The 17,439-nt window shown below is 59.8% G+C and carries 23 protein-coding genes and 2 tRNA genes; 11 read left to right on the top strand and 14 right to left on the bottom strand.

Annotated features, from left to right (window positions below):
- Positions 1-90: 90 nt before the first annotated feature.
- Positions 91-161, bottom strand: a tRNA-Gly gene (locus tag HL45_RS02665).
- Positions 162-399: 238 nt separating this feature from the next.
- On the opposite strand from HL45_RS02665, the gene HL45_RS02660 reads away from it, so the two are divergent.
- The gene (locus tag HL45_RS02660) at positions 400-1,194 is read left to right on the top strand and encodes an NAD+ synthase (protein ID WP_049969547.1); all 795 of its coding nucleotides are present in this window, start codon (positions 400-402) and stop codon (positions 1,192-1,194) included.
- Positions 1,195-1,206: 12 nt separating this feature from the next.
- Here HL45_RS02660 and HL45_RS02655 read toward each other — a convergent pair whose 3' ends face one another.
- Positions 1,207-1,905, bottom strand: coding sequence for an enoyl-CoA hydratase/isomerase family protein (locus tag HL45_RS02655; protein ID WP_049969546.1), 699 nt, complete (start codon positions 1,903-1,905; stop codon positions 1,207-1,209).
- A gap of 58 nt (positions 1,906-1,963) precedes the next feature.
- On the opposite strand from HL45_RS02655, the gene HL45_RS02650 reads away from it, so the two are divergent.
- The 9 genes from HL45_RS02650 to HL45_RS02610 all read left to right on the top strand — a co-directional run bounded on the left by HL45_RS02650 (position 1,964) and on the right by HL45_RS02610 (position 9,162).
- A complete protein-coding gene (locus HL45_RS02650; RefSeq protein ID WP_049969545.1) occupies positions 1,964-2,605 on the top strand; it encodes a DUF7114 family protein in 642 nt (213 codons plus the stop codon).
- A 51-nt stretch (positions 2,606-2,656) separates the two neighbouring features.
- Positions 2,657-2,728: transfer RNA gene (locus HL45_RS02645), tRNA-Thr, on the top strand.
- A 189-nt stretch (positions 2,729-2,917) separates the two neighbouring features.
- Positions 2,918-3,739: an outer membrane protein assembly factor BamB family protein gene (locus HL45_RS02640; RefSeq protein ID WP_158413650.1), complete on the top strand. Its 822-nt coding sequence runs from the start codon at positions 2,918-2,920 to the stop codon at positions 3,737-3,739.
- 22 nt (positions 3,740-3,761) lie between these two features.
- Positions 3,762-4,142 (top strand): outer membrane protein assembly factor BamB family protein, encoded by a 381-nt coding sequence (locus tag HL45_RS02635; protein WP_084156781.1) that lies wholly within the window; start codon positions 3,762-3,764, stop codon positions 4,140-4,142.
- Between the two features lie 12 nt (positions 4,143-4,154).
- On the top strand, positions 4,155-4,478 hold the full coding sequence (locus tag HL45_RS02630) for a hypothetical protein (RefSeq protein WP_049969542.1): 324 nt from the start codon (positions 4,155-4,157) through the stop codon (positions 4,476-4,478).
- A gap of 46 nt (positions 4,479-4,524) precedes the next feature.
- Positions 4,525-5,184: a potassium channel family protein gene (locus tag HL45_RS02625; protein ID WP_049969541.1), complete on the top strand. Its 660-nt coding sequence runs from the start codon at positions 4,525-4,527 to the stop codon at positions 5,182-5,184.
- A gap of 541 nt (positions 5,185-5,725) precedes the next feature.
- The gene (locus HL45_RS02620; protein WP_049969540.1) at positions 5,726-6,592 is read left to right on the top strand and encodes a dihydrodipicolinate synthase family protein; all 867 of its coding nucleotides are present in this window, start codon (positions 5,726-5,728) and stop codon (positions 6,590-6,592) included.
- 125 nt (positions 6,593-6,717) lie between these two features.
- On the top strand, positions 6,718-8,544 hold the full coding sequence (locus HL45_RS02615) for an LEA type 2 family protein (RefSeq protein ID WP_049969539.1): 1,827 nt from the start codon (positions 6,718-6,720) through the stop codon (positions 8,542-8,544).
- A 147-nt stretch (positions 8,545-8,691) separates the two neighbouring features.
- The gene (locus HL45_RS02610) at positions 8,692-9,162 is read left to right on the top strand and encodes a DUF7384 family protein (protein ID WP_049969538.1); all 471 of its coding nucleotides are present in this window, start codon (positions 8,692-8,694) and stop codon (positions 9,160-9,162) included.
- A 24-nt stretch (positions 9,163-9,186) separates the two neighbouring features.
- Here HL45_RS02610 and rdgB read toward each other — a convergent pair whose 3' ends face one another.
- From rdgB to HL45_RS02550, 12 genes are all read right to left on the bottom strand, one after another.
- Positions 9,187-9,726 (bottom strand): RdgB/HAM1 family non-canonical purine NTP pyrophosphatase, encoded by a 540-nt coding sequence (gene rdgB, locus HL45_RS02605; protein WP_049969537.1) that lies wholly within the window; start codon positions 9,724-9,726, stop codon positions 9,187-9,189.
- A gap of 36 nt (positions 9,727-9,762) precedes the next feature.
- Complete coding sequence (locus HL45_RS02600) at positions 9,763-10,035, bottom strand: DUF5808 domain-containing protein (RefSeq protein WP_049969536.1); 273 nt, start codon at positions 10,033-10,035, stop codon at positions 9,763-9,765.
- 173 nt (positions 10,036-10,208) lie between these two features.
- Entirely contained in the window at positions 10,209-10,358 is a 150-nt protein-coding gene (locus HL45_RS20685; protein WP_158413649.1) for a hypothetical protein, read from the bottom strand.
- 86 nt (positions 10,359-10,444) lie between these two features.
- On the bottom strand, positions 10,445-12,061 hold the full coding sequence (locus HL45_RS02590) for a bifunctional N(6)-L-threonylcarbamoyladenine synthase/serine/threonine protein kinase (protein ID WP_049969534.1): 1,617 nt from the start codon (positions 12,059-12,061) through the stop codon (positions 10,445-10,447).
- The gene (locus tag HL45_RS02585) at positions 12,062-12,196 is read right to left on the bottom strand and encodes a 30S ribosomal protein S27ae (protein WP_049969533.1); all 135 of its coding nucleotides are present in this window, start codon (positions 12,194-12,196) and stop codon (positions 12,062-12,064) included. It lies immediately after the preceding gene.
- Entirely contained in the window at positions 12,196-12,522 is a 327-nt protein-coding gene (locus tag HL45_RS02580; protein WP_049969532.1) for a 30S ribosomal protein S24e, read from the bottom strand. Before HL45_RS02580 ends, HL45_RS02585 begins: the two co-directional genes overlap by 1 nt.
- 71 nt (positions 12,523-12,593) lie before the next feature.
- Positions 12,594-13,247, bottom strand: a complete 654-nt coding sequence (locus HL45_RS02575) for a DUF7504 family protein (RefSeq protein ID WP_049969531.1) — start codon at positions 13,245-13,247, stop codon at positions 12,594-12,596.
- Positions 13,248-13,295: 48 nt separating this feature from the next.
- Entirely contained in the window at positions 13,296-13,847 is a 552-nt protein-coding gene (locus HL45_RS02570) for a GTP-dependent dephospho-CoA kinase family protein (RefSeq protein ID WP_049969530.1), read from the bottom strand.
- 1 nt (position 13,848) lies between these two features.
- Positions 13,849-14,046, bottom strand: a complete 198-nt coding sequence (gene spt4 / locus HL45_RS02565) for a transcription elongation factor subunit Spt4 (RefSeq protein ID WP_049969529.1) — start codon at positions 14,044-14,046, stop codon at positions 13,849-13,851.
- A 2-nt stretch (positions 14,047-14,048) separates the two neighbouring features.
- Complete coding sequence (locus tag HL45_RS02560) at positions 14,049-14,621, bottom strand: DNA-directed RNA polymerase (protein WP_049969528.1); 573 nt, start codon at positions 14,619-14,621, stop codon at positions 14,049-14,051.
- Position 14,622: 1 nt separating this feature from the next.
- Entirely contained in the window at positions 14,623-14,982 is a 360-nt protein-coding gene (locus tag HL45_RS02555) for a PIN domain-containing protein (RefSeq protein ID WP_049970070.1), read from the bottom strand.
- Between the two features lie 17 nt (positions 14,983-14,999).
- Positions 15,000-16,235 (bottom strand): translation initiation factor IF-2 subunit gamma, encoded by a 1,236-nt coding sequence (locus HL45_RS02550; protein WP_049969527.1) that lies wholly within the window; start codon positions 16,233-16,235, stop codon positions 15,000-15,002.
- Between the two features lie 147 nt (positions 16,236-16,382).
- Between HL45_RS02550 and HL45_RS02545 the strand changes: the two genes are divergently transcribed.
- Positions 16,383-17,270, top strand: a complete 888-nt coding sequence (locus HL45_RS02545) for a winged helix-turn-helix domain-containing protein (RefSeq protein ID WP_049969526.1) — start codon at positions 16,383-16,385, stop codon at positions 17,268-17,270.
- The last annotated feature ends 169 nt before the right edge of the window (positions 17,271-17,439 follow it).

The following is a 17,439-nucleotide window of genomic DNA, read 5'->3' as shown; positions in this document are numbered from 1 at the left end:
CTGGACGAGACGACCGCGCTTCGCTCGGTTGTGACTCGTTTGCTCAACACCCGTGAGTGCATCCGCTCGTCACGTTCGTTCCTCGCAGGATGCGCCGACCGGGAGTCGAACCCGGGCTATGAGCTTGGGAAGCTCATGTCCTGCCACTAGACCACCGGCGCATGTCACTCACTTCGTTCCATGCGCCGAGAATCGCAAATTCGAAGAATTTGCTCATCACCGGCGCTTGTTGGTTTCGTTCGATGGATTCGAATCTGGCTTCGCTCAGACACCGGCGCACTCGAACGATTCCATACGTACTACGTCCCGACTCCATTTTAACATTCCCCGACCAAACATTCGTCCACAAATCCACCACTATCGGGGATGTTTTAGTCATCAGCAGACCAACACAGACCGATGATAGACCTCGAACTCTCGGAGTCGGAACTCGACGCCCACCGCGACCACATCACGGATTTCATCAGTGAACAAGTTTCGTCGGCGGGCACCGACTCGGCAGTTCTCGGACTCTCGGGGGGCATCGACAGCACGCTGACGGCCTACCTCACGGTAGAAGCCCTCGGAACCGAAAACCTGCACGGCCTCGTCATGCCCGGCGCGGTGAGCCGAGAGAACAACATGAGCGACGCGGAGTGGGTCGCCCAAGAACTCGGTATTTCCTACGACGTGTTCGAAATCAACCCCATCGTGGACGAGTTTTTGAACGCCTACAGCGAAGCCGAGGGCGACCAGATGGCGGTGGGCAACGCCCGCGCCCGCACGCGAGCGGTGTTGAACTACCTCGTTGCGAACCACCAAGGGTCGTTGGTGCTCGGAACCGGAAACCGAACTGAAGCGCTCGTGGGCTACTTCACGAAGTACGGCGACGGGGCGGTGGACTGCCACCCAATCGGCAACCTCTACAAACAGCAGGTGCGCCAGCTGGCCCGACACGTCGGCGTCCCCGACGAACTGGCCGAAAAAGAGGCGACTGCGGGACTCTGGGCCGGACAGACCGACGAGGAGGAGTTGGGCATTGACTACAATACGCTGGATTCGGTGTTGGCGCTCAACGTCGATGGCCCGCTTTCGGCCGCCGCGACCGCTCGACAGGTTGACGGCGTAAGCGAGGAAGACGTGTCCCGAATCAGGTCGATGTTCGCCCGAAGCGAGCACAAGCGCGCGGTTCCGCCGACGCCCGAATCGCTATGAGATTTTACTCATTTAGTCGCGCGTAGCGGCGATGTTCTCGGCGTGTTCTGCGACGAGTTCGCCGAACCTCTCGGCTTCACGGGCGGCCTGTACTCCCATCGAAGACCGGTCGCGGACGCGGGCTTTGACGACTCGGAGCGCGTCGGGCGCATTTTCGGCGACTTCTTCCGCGACTGCCCGTGGGTCGTCGGTAATGCGTGAAATCAGTCCAATCCGTCTGGCTTCCTCGGCGTCCACGACCCGGCCCGAAAGCGCGAGGTCGAGGGCGTCACCCAGTCCGACGATTTCGGGAAGTCGGGCAGTTCCGCCCCACGCGCCGAAGATACCGAGTTGCACCCCCGGTTCCGCGAACGTCGCGCCCGGCGTGGCGACCCGCAGGTCGCAGGCGAGCGCGAGTTCCACTCCGCCGCCACGGGCGAAGCCGTCGATTCCGGCGACGACGACGCTTTCCGCACGCTCGATGGCGTTCGCGGTGTGCTGGCCGCGCTCCGCGAACGCCTCCGCCGAGTCTTTGTTCAGTTCGGCGACAGTATCGAGGTCGGCACCGGCACAAAAAGCGGTTCCTTGGCCGCGAAGATAGATAACGGGCAAGTCGGTGGTTTCGACGGCTTCCGCGAGGCCGTCGAGGCCATCGGATGTCAGTGCGTTTCGGGACTCGGGACGGTCGATAGTAATCGTTCTAATTTTCGTGCCGTCGGTTACGCGAATCATACACCACGTTGGCGACGCTTTCCAAAGGTCTTTGGCAGTTCCGTCGTAAACCTCGATAATGGAAGAGGCCGTCCGGGCGCGCGGGGCAGCGCGCGAGGCTATCGAGGACATTACGCCAGCGCGACTCCGTAAATACATCGACGGACTGCTGGAATCGTCGGGAATCATCCCGGGTGTGCTGACGTTGCTCAGCGTGCGAGCAGACGATGGCGATGTCAACGCAAGCGAAGTCGAACGTCGCGCCACAGGCGTTCAGCTTATCTACGAAGGATTGCGACTTACACGAAGGCTCGCACACGACGAACCCTGGGACGCGGAACCGCCACACACCGAGAGCAATATCGCGGTTCTCGCGGCGGACGTGATGGTTTCCCGTGGCTTTTCGCTTCTCGCACGCACGGAAGCCGCCGAAACCGCGGTTCGAACAGTGAAGTCCTTCGGTCGCGACCAGACCGCTGGAAGTGGCGATGGCGCGCTCGAAATCGACGTGTTCGAACTCGCCATCGTCGCGGGAACGACCGCGACGGGTGGTGACCGACCAGCAGGAACCCGACGGTACGCGGAACAACTCGCAACGACAGTAGCTGAACATGAATCGAGTTCGAACCTTCCCGACGACACCGTAGATCGACTCACGAAGCTGTCAGGACGCCGGACGAGTCACGTCGATGAACCGCCGTCATCGACGACCGACCCCTGACCGAAATCGAAACGCCTAAAGACAGTTCCGTGTGTAGAAATAGATGCCTGCGCCTGGGTAGCTTAGCGGTAAAGCGCGTCCTTGGTAAGGACGAGAGCCCGGGTTCAAATCCCGGCCTAGGCTTTTTTAGATTCTCACCCGAGCAGCTGAGCGATCGTTGTATGTGGGGGCAGAATGGTAAATCCCTTCCCAGATGTTCAAATGTGAACAAGAAACGAACCAGCCATTGGTTAATTAAATTAGATTTGGAACGAATCCAACTCCTGTTAATTCGTCAATAAGTGATAATTAACCGGATGAATGTTCGCCCGCATGCCTACAAACGACAGGCGAACGTTCCTGAAAACCGTCGGTGTAGCCACCGGCGCGCTTGGTCTCACCGGAACCGGCGTGGTTCTCGCACAGCAAGACGACGATAGCGAACACGAAGACTCTCTAAGAGGATGGACTGACCCCGGTGCGAATTCGGGACGGTCATATTCGACGACTGACAGCGGCCCGACACCGTATGCAACGAGCGATTTGATGACTGAGCTGGATGGGAACGAGTGGTTCGAACCACTCGTCGCCGATGGGACGGTGTATGTATCACCTCTAACATCGGTTAGTGATATTGGAATGATGAGTTCCGTCGCCGCATACGACGTTGAAACCGGAGAGCGGAAGTGGAAGCAAGACGGCATTCCCGGCCCCCAAACGGCTACTGTCAGCGATGGCACCCTGTACTACACAGACCATGTGGGTGAGGGTAACGACCGGCGGGTGAATGCGTTGCACGCCCCCGATACTGAAACCGGCGAGCGAAAGTGGCAACGAGAGGCAAGTTGGTCGCGGCCGGTCGTCGCGAGCGGACGAGTGTACGTCGGCAGGGAAAGTGAAGAAGCGGCGTACGCGCTCGATTCCGAAACCGGGGAGACGCTCTGGAAAAGCGAAGGAATCAGTGGTTCACCATGTTACGCCGATGGAACAGTGTTCTTCGATGGAACTGCATTAAAAGCAGAAGACGGGGCGGAACTGTGGTCGAACGATACCTTCACACCGTACGCGGTTAGCGATGGATTGATCTACGGTTCTGGAAGCAATGGACTCGAAGCACGAACGGCAAGCGACGGGACAATAGTCGTATGCGGGTGATGCCGACGCTGACGGTCTTGCGATAGCTGACGGACGTGTGTTCTTCATCGATTCCGGCGGTTCAAAGACGGTGACGTCACTCGATGTGGAAACTGGCGAAGACAAATGGGTTTATGAGTCGGATGTGTCGTTCGCTGGTCTATCGATAGCCGATGGAACCGTCCATCTCGGTGGAAAATACATTCGAGAGGACAGTCGTGGCCGGGGAGTTGCTGTGGCCATTGACGCCATGTCCGGTGAATACGAGTGGGACGTTATCCTCCCGAGTAGATACGCATACAACGATGACTACGAGGGATTCGATGAAATCACAGCCGAGACACCGGTCGTTGCGGACGGGAACGTGTACGTTCCGTCAAGAGTGACCGATGTCAACCCGACGTGGTTCGAAAGCGCGGGATGATATACCTTAGATGTGACTATCTATATACTTAATCCAAGCGATGAACCAGACGATATTGAACTGGAAGACGTTCCGGAAGCACGCTTCGAAGTAGTGCAAAACGACGACGGATGCGAACTTGAAGAGGGAGAGACAGTCACGCTCGACGGGTCTGTCTCGAAAGACCCACTCGGAGAAGGCCTCGAATACGAGTGGCGAACGAACTGCCCCTACGAGTTCGACAAACACGCCAGTTCTATCGAGATAACTCTCGGCTCCGTTCAGCAAGTTTGGCTCACCGTCACCGATGCAAAAACCAGCATCAGTAAAACGACCGAAGTCATCTACGGAAACTGACCGAACCACACCAACGTTTTTGTTCTCGCTTCGCTATCACACAGCCATGCGATTTGTTATCGTGGGTTCCGGACGAGTCGGACTGCGAACCGCCCGAGTGCTAACCGAGGAGGGTCACGACCTCGTTATCGTGGAGAACAACTCCGACAAAGTCGAGCGGGCGCGCAAGGACGGCTTCGAAGTCGTGGAAGGCGACGGGTCGGACGAGAACGCGCTAGTCGAGGCCGGTATCGACTCGGCGGACGCCATCGCCGGACTGACCGGCGATTTGAACGTCAACTTCGCGGCCTGCATGGTCGGCAAGCACCACGGCTGTCGAACCGTCATGCGCATCGACGAGGATTACCGGGCGGATATCTACCACAAGTTCGCCGACGACGTAGACGAGGTTATCTACCCCGAACGTCTCGGCGCGGCGGGAGCGAAAACGGCCCTTCTCGGCGGCGATTTCGACGTTATCGCGGATTTGACCGAAAACTTGCAGTTGACGACGATGACGATTCCGGAGGGTTCGGAACTCATCGGAACGCACGTGATGGGCGTTTCACTGCCAACCGACGCGCGTATCTACGCCCACGGGCGCTCCCACGAACGAATGACGATTCCGCTCCCCGGAACCGCGCTCGAAGGTGGCGACCGCGTGGCACTCATCGCCGCGCGAGATGCGCTTCCGGCGGTTCGTGAGCGACTACAGGGGTCGGCGTAGTCGTCGGATTTTTGGCGGCGTTTGCACCGCTATCGGATTCCACGGTTCGGAAAAGGTTGAAAAACGATTGGGCAGCGCGGGGTTCTAGGGTCGTCCGGGACGAGAACTTTCGTGGGGAGATTGGTGACACTGTAACGGGAAGCCAACCCGCCGCCAGAGCCCCCGGCCCCGCCGGAAACCCACCGCGAGACTGCGACACGCTTCGCGCCCGAGCCGTCGGGCGCAGATACGAAAAAGACGGGATACCTCTTTGTTATGAACTGTTTGTCGCGGGTACAGGCACCGTTTGGAACTATCAGGATAGCTCTACGTCGAATCAGGAGTTGCCTGCCGAAAGGGGAGTTCCGAAGCGGAGGTGGGGGAGAGCGGGGTCAGGGAGGATGTGGGTGGTGTGCCGGGCGCGCGAAGTGGGAGGATGGGAGAGAGTGTTGTGCGCGCCCGGTTTTATCTCGGCGCGACGGTGACTTAAAACCGCGTCAGACGGTTGTACGACCCTTCCGCTACCACCGATTTCATAGTTACGGCGTGAGATGTGAGAGCCATGCACGGAACTGGCGTCCCCCTGCTGACACCGTTCGACGACGAGGGTGACCTCCGAGAAAATGAACTCCGCGAACTGGTCGCGTGGGTCGAAGATCGCGGCGTGGATTTTATCGTCCCCTGCGGGTCGAACAGCGAGGCGGAACTGATGAGCGTCGAGGAGCGAAATCGGGTAACCGAAATCGTCGCGGACGAAGCGAGTGTTCCGGTTCTCGCTGGAACTGGCCATCCCGGACTCCGCGAGACGCTTCGCCAAACCAGCCTCGCGGCGGAGGCGGGAGCCGACGCCGCGCTCGTGGTAACGCCCTTTTACTTCGGTCACGACGATGATACGTTAGCCGACTACTACCGAACCGTGGCCGAGGAAAGTCCGATTCCGGTGTACCTCTACAGCGTTCCAGTTTTCACCGACGTCGTTCTCTCGCCGGAAGTGGTCGGCGAACTCGCCGACCACGAAAACATCGTTGGGATGAAAGATTCGAGCGGGAACCTAACCAGACTCCAGCGAGAGCGCGCTCGCACCGAGGACGCAGATTTCGACCTGCTGGTCGGAAGCGGAAGCATCTTCGCCGCCGGACTCGACGCCGGGGCTGACGGGGGTATCCTCGGACTGGCGAACGTCGCACCCGAGCGTGCCAGCGAAATTTATCGACTGCATCGGGGTGGCCACGACGCACAGGCCCGCCAGTTGAACACCAAACTGGTCGAGTTGAATCAGGCGGTTACCACCGAATACGGCGTACCCGGTGCGAAGGCGGCCATGCAAGCGCGCGGCGCACCCGCGGGTGCGCCGCGCCGACCGCACCGTCCGGTGAGCGACGAGGTTCGGGACGAACTCGCGGAACTAGTGCAGGCCGCAGAACAGTAAACAGTCGAATCCAACATGCCAATTCCCACACTGGATAATTACAGGTAAACATACTTGGAGTTCCGGCCGAACTGCTCAGCTAATGAACTGTATGTGGTTCGATACGTCAATTTTGGGAGACAGTCGTGACGCCGCGTAACCTGTTCGGCAAATTCGTCGTCGGGATACTGTCGGTGTGCGTCATCACGGCGGGAGGACTCGGCGTGGCCGTCACGTCCGGAATACTGACCGTCGGTCAACCGACCGTCGAAGAAGTCCGAACCGATTGGGGTGCGGTGAACCCTGAGACGAGCGAGATTCGGACGGAAATCGACCTCCACAATCCGAGTTCCGTCGGCGTCCCCGGCGTCGCTGACGTGAACTACGCAGTCGAAATGAACGACGTGACTGTCGCCGAGGGAACGAGCAACGATGTCGGTGTTCCAACGGGAGAGTCCACGATTTCGCTTTCGACGCAGATGGACAACCAAAAAATTCCTGCGTGGTGGGCGAGCCACATCAACAACGGCGAACAGACCACTGTGAGTATCCAACCAGCAATCAGCCTGCCACTGGTTTCGAAGAACCTTCCCGCCGAAGAACGCTCGTTCGAGACGAACCTGCTCGGCGCGTTCGAAAGCAACGAAACGCAGACGATGACCGCCGGAGAAAAGACGGTGCTCCGCGTGACCGAAACCGACGCCGAGTGGGGCAAAGCAACCGAAGAACGAACCCCGCTCAACGTCGGCGCAACCGTCGAGAATCCGGCCAGTGGAGATGTCGCCTTCTCACAACTCGGCTACACTATCACGATGAACGACGTGACGGTCGCCGAAGGAACGACGGACGGCGAGGTGAACGTTGCACCAGGCGAGAAAACGACGTTCGCAATCGACTCGACGTTCGACAACGGCAAACTGCCGACGTGGTGGGAGAGCCACGTCGAAAACGGCGAACAGACCACGATGGACGTGCAGTTTTACGCCACGGTTGACGAAGACGGCAAAACGAAGAAAGTCACGCTTCCCTTCCTGAGCAAGCGCGTCGTCTTCACGACCGACGCGTTGGGCGGCGGCGAAACGACCACGAAAACCGTACCGCGAACCGAGGCGACGAAATTCCAACCGCCGAAACTCCAGTCGGTTGAAAGCGAGTGGGTCGTCCCCGAAACCGAAAACACCGGGATTCGAACGAGCGCAGTCGTGCAGAACCCGAATCAACCGGGGTCGCTGTTCGCAGACCGCCTTTCGGTCGATGCAAGCTATCGCGTGCTGATGAACGACGTGCAGTTGGTCGAAGGCCAGACGAGCCGAACCCTCGATTCGGGTCGCACCGACCTCGAACTGTCCGGCGACATCACCGACCGTGAAGTTCAACAATGGTGGGCTAGCCACGTCAACAACGGCGAGGAAACCGACCGCGTGGTCGAACGCGACGTGACGGTCGATGCCGGATTCGCTCGTCTGCCCGTCGGCGGCAAAGCGGAGCGCGGAACCATCACGACCGACATGCTCGGGCCGGTGGATTCGAGTTCGACGCTGGATTTCTCGGTCGCAGGGAGACAGGTCGGAACCGTCTCCGAGACGCGAGCGAAGTGGGGTGACGCGACGATGGCCGAGACGCCAATCGAATCCTCCGCCGTCGTGAAAAACGACCGAAGCGAATCGATACACATCACCGAAATCGGCTCCCGCGTGACGATGAACGACGTCGTCCTCGCGGACGAAGCAAACGAGCGAGACATCGAAATCGCATCAAACAGCCAAGCGACGATTCGGGACACGGTTCAGCTCGACAACTCGAAACTGGGCGCGTGGTGGAAGACCCATCTTCGACAGGGAGAAGAGAGTACGCTTTCGGTCGAATACTACGTCATCGTGGAGTATCAGGGCTACACCGAGCGCGTCGAACTCGACACACTGAACTACGAAAAGTCGGTAACGACCGACATGCTCGGCAACGAATCCGCCTGAGCAAGCGAACGATTTTCACGGCGAAACGAGCCCTTTTCTTCCTCGAACTCGCAGACAACGCTATGACGTGGCACGACCTGTTCGACCGTGCGGAACAGTTCGATACCGACCTCGAAACCGTCCGCGAGACGCTTTCGGAGCGACGAAATGAGTAATCCGAACCCCGCCCGCATCGCGGTCGATGCGGACGTGCTGGCGGCGGATCTGCTGGTCGGCGGGAACGCCCGCCAAACGATGGACATCGTTCGCAGCCACTCGTGGGTCGAACTCGTCGCCAGCGACGAACTCCTCTCGGATGCCGAATGGGTCATCCACCAACTGGCGGATGACCAACTGGCCCGCGACTGGCGCGAGGAAATCGAGAAATGCAGAATCGAAGTCGAGCAGTCGCCCGGCGACCATCCCGCTCTCGCCAGCGCTCACGCCGGAAACGCGGCACACATCGTCTCCTACGACGACGACCTGCGAAGCGCGAAAACCGCGGCCACGCTTCAGGGACGGATTTCGGTGAGCGTCAAGCACCCGGATGGATTCGTGTCGCTCTTCGACCCCGAAAGTCTGTACGACGTGGTGGTCGGCGGGGAGTATCCGGGGCCGGACGGGGAGATGGAAAACTAAGTCGCTCTTTTGTTCAGCGCCGGTTTACCGCTCCGCCAGCCAGTCCGCAAATTTGGCCAGTGCGCGCCCGCGGTGGGAAATGGCGTTCTTTTCCTCCGTCGTCATTTCGGCCATCGTCTTCCCTTCGTGTTCGAAGATTGGGTCGTAGCCGAATCCGCCGTCACCGCGCGGGGCGACCAGCGTGCCCGGAACTGCACCCGAGAAGGTTTCTGCGGTTTCCCCGTCGAAGTAGGCGACGACACAGCGGAAATGGGCGCGGCGATTCTCTTCCTGTTTTGCGAACTGCCAAACTCGCTCGACGCCGAGGGTGTCCTCGACGTAGGCGGAGTAGGGGCCGGGAAAGCCACCGACCGCGTCGATGAACAGGCCCGCATCGTCAACGACGACGGGGTCTTCGCCGCCCGTCTCCTCGAACGCTTCGCGCGCGCCGTGAAGCGCGATTTCGGCGAGGTCGTCGTGCTGGATTTCGGTGTAATCGTACTCGATTTGGCGAACCTCGTCGGTCAGATAGTCGCATGCCTCGCGCACCTTTCCCTCGTTGCCGGTGACGAACCGAATCATGATTGAGTGGGTGTAGCGCGAGCAAAAAGAAGCGTCGAATCAGTCGTCGTCCACGATGACTTCGACGGGTTCGTCTTTCACGTCCTCCACGTCCGGGCCGCTTTTTTCCTGCCAGAGCAGGATGCCAGCGAGGGCGAGGACGAGCCACGAGCGCCAGTTGGCGAGGTTGAGCGTGTAGCCGATGCCGAACGGTTTTTCGACCAGCATCTTCTCGCCGGGTTTCCAGTAGGCCGACAGCATCCGGCCGACGCTGGGGCGTTCGAAGTTGTACGGCATGCCGAAGAGGGTTCCTGAAGTTTCTTTGTCGGACATATGATAGCGAATGTTCGCACCGGTAATAGCGTTTGGGGCATGAGTTGGCGATGACCGAGAGGTGTTCGTAGCCGAGGAACTTTCGTGGGAATCGGCGAATGGAGAGGTAACCGTTGAACAAGTCGTGGTGACGAAGAGACGATTGCTCACACGACTCCAAGCCACGCCCGAACTCACGCAGTCGCTCGTGGCTTCGCCACTCGCTCTTTTGTTCGTTCGCCCGTTCCCTGCCGAATCCGTTGGGCCGAGAACGGGCGAACGCCGGGGTGAGGACAAGAGACGCTTCGCGTCCCGGATGAAACCTCGGCCTTCGGGCGCGGCATGCAGTCGTGACTTCTGCGGTCGCCGCTCCGTCAAAATCGTGCTCATTTCGGAAAAGACGTGAGACGACTGCACCACGCCGAAGTCGCTACTGATACCGCCCGCGGCCTTCGATTTCGCGCAATTGGGTAACGACCTGCTCGTCACCAGTTTCTACGTAGGCGGATTCGAACTCGCGCCACAACTCGTCGGCCACGTCGGAAGTTCCGACGAGGCTCTGATTGAAGACGTGCAAATCCATCGCGTAGTCCTCCACGTCATCGGAGTAGTAGCCCAATCCGAAGTCGATGAAGAACGTTCGGTCGGACTCGCGGGAATCATTCGCTCGCTCGTTCGGTGGCGTGTCGCCCCCCGCACACCTGACGTTTCGCGTCGTCGGGTCGCCGTGAACGATTCCTTCGCGGTGCATCGTTCCGAGATGCCGACCCACGTCGCGCACTCGGGATGCGGTCAGTTCCTCGCGGAGGTCGCTTTCGCCGACGTGTTCGAACTCGATGGAGGCCTCCGTGGGGTCAACGTCGTAGACGACAGGGGTGGGAACCCCGGCCCGGCGCGCATCGCTCGTCAGGCGCGCTTCGAGGGTCGTGCGCTCCTTTCGAAGACGCGCGTCGAGTTCGGGGTGGCGGTAGGATTTGACCGCCCTGCGCTTCGTCACGCGCTCGGAACCGATGGAAACGGTGGCTTCCGCGCCCCGAATCTCGCGCTCGCCGACGTTGCGGAACACCTCCTCGCGGTCGGTTCGCCACGACACGGCCACTTGGTCGGGTCGGTAGTTCGAATCGATCGCCGAATCCGCGACGGGAGTCGTATCGCCTGCATCCAACATCTCCTTACCGAGTACCGCAATCATCCCCGCGTTGTCCCGCAGGAATCGCGGTTCGGGGGCGTAAAACTTCGCACCGCGCTGGTCGCACATCTCTTCTAACATCTCTCGGAGTCGCGCATTCTGGCCGACGCCGCCGCCGAGGACGAGTTCGTCGCGTCCCGTGAGCGAGAGCGCGCGTTCTGCAACCTCGGTCAGCATGGCGAAGATGTTCTCCTGAAGCGAAAAGCAAACGTCCTCGATTGCCTCGCCCGAATCGACGGCCTGCTTCGCCGCGCTCATGATACCCGAGAACGAAAAGTCCATCCCCTTCACGACGTAGGGGAGTTCGATGTATTCGCCGTCTTTCGCGGCCTCCTCGACCTTCGGCCCGCCGGGGTGCGACCACCCGACGTGTCGCGTGAACTTGTCGATTGCGTTACCGACGCCCGTGTCCATCGTCTCGCCGAGGACGCGATAGCGTCCGTTTCGGTAGCCCAAGACGTGTGCATTCGCACCGCTCGCGTTCAGACAGATAGGGGAGTCGAAGCCCGACTGCTGTCGCCCGATTTCGAGGTGGGCGACCATGTGGTTCACGCCGATAAGTGAAACATCGAGACTCTGGGACAGCGCGCGCGCCGCAGTTCCGACGATGCGAAGACACGGGCCGAGTCCCGGCCCGCGCGAGAAGGCGACAGCGTCAATTGGGCCGTCTGCGTTGGAGAGAGCCGTCTCGATGACTGCTGGAATCGCATCGCTCATGTGCTCTGCGGCTTCTCGCGGATGAATCCCGCCGCTCTCCGGTTGGTAGGCGTCGGTTTCGATAAAAACGGAGTCTGTATTCACGTCGTAGACCGCCGCGCTGGCCGCCCACGCAGTACCCTCAACGCCGAGGATTCGCATTTAGTTCCACTCGGTGTAGCTACATTTGCCACAGTGAACGCGGTCACCGTGGTCTGCGAGGAACGAGTCGCCACAGCGCGGGCACTGTTCTCGTTCGGTCGTGCCGTCGTCGTTGTAGAGTTCGTTTCGCGCCATTATTCAGCCTCCTCGGCTTCCGCTTCCGCGTCGGTGTCGGCGTCGTCTGCCGTGATTTTGTTGCGTTCGAGCATGTAGTCCTGTTCGACGTCGCGCGCGTCCTCGGAGCTGTCGTAGATTTTCGCGTAGCCGACCGTCTTGCGCATGCCGAACTTCGTACTCATCTCGTGGATGACGACTTCGTCCGCGTTCTTGTCGAGTTTCGCCGCGAGACTGTCTCGCACCGAGAGGCGCGAGGGCGTTGCCTCGTCGTGAACTATCTGGAACCGCACTTCATTCCGGTGGAGCATTGGATTCTGCTCCTGTGAGAGGATTTCGACTTCCATGTGTAACACTCAGTTATACTCCTTTTCTCCCTGTAGCGTGTAAAAGGATTTCGAAGTGGGCGATTGGTACCCTACACCGAAAGCCACGGAGACTGCAAATCTCGGTGGGGGAAATGCCACTGTTCTTGCCCTTCTCCATCGACGCGGTACTCGATTATTCCGTCAAACAGCGGCGCAAGTTCGCTCACGAGTTCGTGGTCGTAGTCGCGGGGGAGAATGAAGTGGCCCATCCCGTTCGCACCGCGAACCTGTCCCGTGACGACGCCGAGGAACTGTCGGACGACTTCGGGGTCGTAGCGTTCGAACAGCGATTCGAGCGAATCCAACCCAACTCGAAGCTGTCCCGATTGCAGGCCGTCGTCCGTCTCGAAGGAGGTTATCGCCGACGAGACGGCAGTAGAAAGCTCCGGAACGCCCGAATCGACGCGAACCGGTTGAACTCCGTAATCCGCTAGTTCGGTTAGATGTGTGATGACGGCCGTCCGCTCTTCGTGGGTGCCGTACATCGGTATTCGTTCATCGACCGTCGTCCGGGACGTTCCAGTGAGAACGACCACGCGAAACCGACGTTCGTGAGGGTCGCCGAAAAACTTCCGACTAGCACACGACAGAACGGAATCGGGAACTGACCCAACAAGCAACAGATTACAGCCCCTGCGTTTCAACTGCTGGAGCATCCGCGTGAACTCCACGGTCGCGTCGTCCCCACGCTGACCGCTAGGCATTGTTATGAGGTGGCAGGCCACACCCAATAAATTTTTTCGCTTAGCGAATTATGAATTTCGACCGTCATCAACGAGCGAGAAGAGTCGCTCCGTGTCGCCATCCATCTGCGAGAGCAGGTCGGTAACCTGCTCTTTCACAGCCGAAGTCACCTGCACGAGAACCATTCCTTCGTCCGGTTGACCGTATACGACGCTTCCCCCCTCAGGCACGGCGAGCACCGCCGGAAGCGCCGCGAGGTCTTCTTCGCCTTCGACGACGAGAACGGTCGCCTCGGGCGCGACAATTGCCTCGACGAGCGCCGAAAGGAGGTCGTGGGTGAGCACTCCCGCAGGATTCTCGACCGGGACGTGTTTCGCGTCGTCGCTCACTGCATCCCGAATTTTTGGTGAGACTGTGTCGCGTTTCGTCAGTCCGTCCACCAGCGCCACGTCCGGCGTGACGCCGACCGATTCGAGATGGTAGGTGACGACGTCGCCGACTGCGACGAGTGGGCTTCCAGCGGATTCGAGAAGTCGCTCTGCATCGGTGAAAATCGGCCCGAGCGGTTCCTTTAGCTCACTTCGCAGTGCGCGAGGGAGCGAGACGACGGAGTCGGTCACGTTATCTGACTTTCAGCGCGTAGCTTCCCGGTTCCGACACACCCATCTCCTGTCCGATTTCGCTCTCCTCGGGGTGGGCGATGACGACGTAGCCACTCCAGTCCTCCGTGAGGCTGGTGGAGTTGCATATCGAGCAGATCTCCTCGTCAGCTTGGAGCACGGCGTGGCAGTCGCGGCAGGCGAGTCGATTACTGGCCATGGTTATTCACTCTCGGTAGTCGCTTGGCGCGAGTCACGGTCTTCTTTCAGCCAACCGTGTTTGCCGAGGCCGACCTGCTTCGCCGTGAGGCCGATTTTGCTCTCGCGCGGATTGCGCTCGTCGATGCTCTTCGTCACGATTCGAGCGCGAACCGAGTCACCGACGCCGAGCGTGCGGTTGGACTCGCGCGAGGCGAGCTGTTGATTCTCGTCGTCGAAGGCGAGATATTCGTCCGAAATCTGGGAGACGTGGAGCAGTCCGTCCACCGGCCCGATACCGACGAACGCACCGAAGTTGACGACTTCCACGACCTCTCCGTCCACGACCTCCTGCATCTGAGGGTCGAACGTGACGGCGTCGAACTCCGCTTCGTAGTAGACGCCGGGGCGGTTTGGAAGTACCGCGCCGTGACCGATGTCGTGAACTTCGGTGACGCTGACGACGCTGCCGACGTCCTCGTCCATCCGTCCTTCAAGTTTGTCCTGTAGGAGTCGCTGCACCAGCCCCGGCGTTACATCTGCGAGGAACTGGGGCGGAACCTCGACCGTATCTTTCAGTCTAACCCGTTTGTACATGCTATGGTTGAGTGATTGCGAGTTTGTTCTGCCCCCTTATATGAATTACCGGTACGCCAGCGTCGAGCAGACGTTTCCGAAGGGGGGCGTCGTTCGTGACGACGAAGTCGAACTCGGGTGCGAGTTCGACGAACGCGTCGTCTGCGTACGATTCTTCGTGATCGATGGTTCGACAGCGAGTCGCCAAATCCGCGCCCACGCTGGCGGCGGTCGCTTCTGCGCCGCCGCCTTGAGAGAGTCCGTCGAGTTCCGAGATGACGGCACGGGGTGTGACGCAGTCGAGCTGGCCCAACAGCCTGTCGAGTTCGTCGAACACCCTGACGCCCGATTCGACGGGCATCATGAGCGCGCTCGTGTCCATGGCGACCGTGTGAACCATCAGTTGGTGGTGAGCGTTCCGATTCCGATGAGTCGCCAGCGTGCGCCGATACGGCGGTTGATGGCGATTTTCGCGCCTTCCGGTGCGCAGACGGGGCGTTTGAGTGCGACTTCGCACTCGCCGTCGCGCGCACTGGTGACCGAACCGACGGTCGTCGCGGTGCCGACGGTCAGCATGAGCGGTTCGCCCGTGCTGATTTCGTCGATTTCCTCGTCGTCCAAGCCGACGAGTCGATCGAGCAGGTCGATTTCCATCGTGAACTGCTCCCACGTCGGGGGGAGACTGCCGGGCGTTCCCGCGACCTGTCCGGCCAGCGCGTCACCTTTGGTGTAACTCGGGTCGAGTCCAGTACCGACACCGAGCAGTCCACCGGGCGTGACCTCGTCCACCATCTCGCCGCCCGCCTGAAGGGAGCGAACGTCGGTTTGGATGGGTTCCCAATGGGTCTGGCCGCCTTCGTCGATTTCGCGGCCGGGACGTAGTTCGAGTTCGTCGCCTTCGGTAAGGTTCCCCTGCACAAGACTGCCGCCGAGAACCCCGCCCGTGAGTTTGTCCCACGTCGTACCGGGACGGTTGATGTCGAAGCTGCGGGCGACGTACATCTGTGGGTCGTCGTCCGGATTGCGCTCCGGCGTCGGAATCTCTTCCTCGATAGCTTGCATCAGCAGGTCGATGTTGACCTCCTGCTGGGCGCTAATCGGGACGACTGGTGCGTCTTCCGCAACCGTGCCTTCCACGAACTCCTGAATCTGTTCGTAGTTGCGCTCCACGCGGTCGCGGTCAACCAAGTCGATTTTGTTCTGCGCGATGACGATGTTTTCGATGCCGATGATGTCGAGCGCCATCAGGTGCTCTTCGGTCTGGGCCTGTGGAACGGTCTCCGTGGCCGAGACGACGAGCACCGCGCCGTCCATCAGTGATGCGCCCGAAAGCATCGTCGCCATGAGCGTTTCGTGGCCGGGTGCGTCCACGAACGAAACTGTACGAATCGGTTCGCTGTCCGAACCGTCGGGGCACGTCTCATCGACTGTGTAACACTCCGGAGCGTCCACGTCTGGACACTGCCGGAACGTCGCGTCCGCATAGCCGAGTCGAATCGAGATGCCTCGTTTCATCTCTTCGGAGTGCTGGTCGGTCCATTCGCCGGAAAGCGCCTGCACGAGAGTCGTTTTCCCGTGGTCGACGTGCCCGACGAGACCGATGTTCACCTCCGGTTGGTTGTGTGTTCCTGTCAACGTTGACCTCCTGAGAGTAATTTATCGTAGATTCGGCCCGAACGACTGATAAACCTACTGTTCTGGTATAGCGCGCGCTTCTGACAAGATAGTTGCAAAAATGAAATACACATAACGTTTTATTCGCTACCCGTCCGTAGTGGGTATATGAGCAGTGACACCCCGCTTCAGGAATGCGACGATTGTCTCGCTCCGGCGGAAGCGTTTTCGGTTATCGCCAACGAGACACGTCTCTCCATCCTCGAAGCCCTCTGGCAAGCGCCCGAACGGCCGGTTCGGTTCTCGGAACTTCGGAAGGAAGTCGGCATGCGCGACAGCGCGCAGTTCAACTACCACCTCCAGCAGTTGGCCGACCACTTCGTCGTACAAACCGACGACGGCTATGACTTCCGGCAGGCCGGGAAGAAGGTCGTTAGCGCGATTCTCGCCGGGTCGTTCAACGAGCATCCGCGACTCGACCCAATCGAACTCGAAGAAACCTGTGCCGATTGCGGCGCGAACCTGCACGCCACCTACGAGGACGAGACGCTGGTAATCGACTGTCCCGACTGCGCGAAACTGTACGGAAGTTATTCGTTCCCGCCGGGCGGATTGAACGACCGAACCGACTGTGAAATCATGGACGCGTTCAACCAGCGCGTGCGACACCTCCACTGTCTCGCCGCCGACGGCGTGTGTCCGGAGTGCAACGGGAAGATGCGGACGGACGTGACCCGAGATTCGGAGGACATTTTGGGAACGAAAATCCGCGTTGACCACCAGTGTGAGCAGTGTCGGCACCGACTTCGTTCGACGGTCGGGTTGTCGCTTCTCGACCAATCGCAGGTCGTCACCTTCTACAGCGACCACGGAATCGACCTCTGTCAGAAACCGTTCTGGGCGCTTTCGTGGTGCGTGAGCGACGAGCAGACGACGATTCTCGCCGACGACCCGTGGGAAATCGCAGTGACGATTTCGCTTTCCGACGGCGAACTCCGCGTCATCGTGGACGATGACCTGAACGTCGTCGAAATCGAGCGCAGACAGGTCGCATAACGAGTAGAGACTGTTTTTGATCGATGGAGAATAGACTGACGACAGCCGGCGGTTCGGAATCAACAGGAAAAGATGACATTTGAAATGCAGGATCCGATTTCAGTAGCGCGCCCAACATAACTGTATTTCAGCCAACACTTTTGCGGTACGCAGTCCTCTCTCTACCTGA

Origin of the sequence: Haladaptatus cibarius D43 (assembly GCF_000710615.1) — an archaeon.
Taxonomy (GTDB): Archaea; Halobacteriota; Halobacteria; order Halobacteriales; family Haladaptataceae; genus Haladaptatus; species Haladaptatus cibarius.
This window is presented reverse-complemented; position numbering and strand designations above follow the sequence as displayed.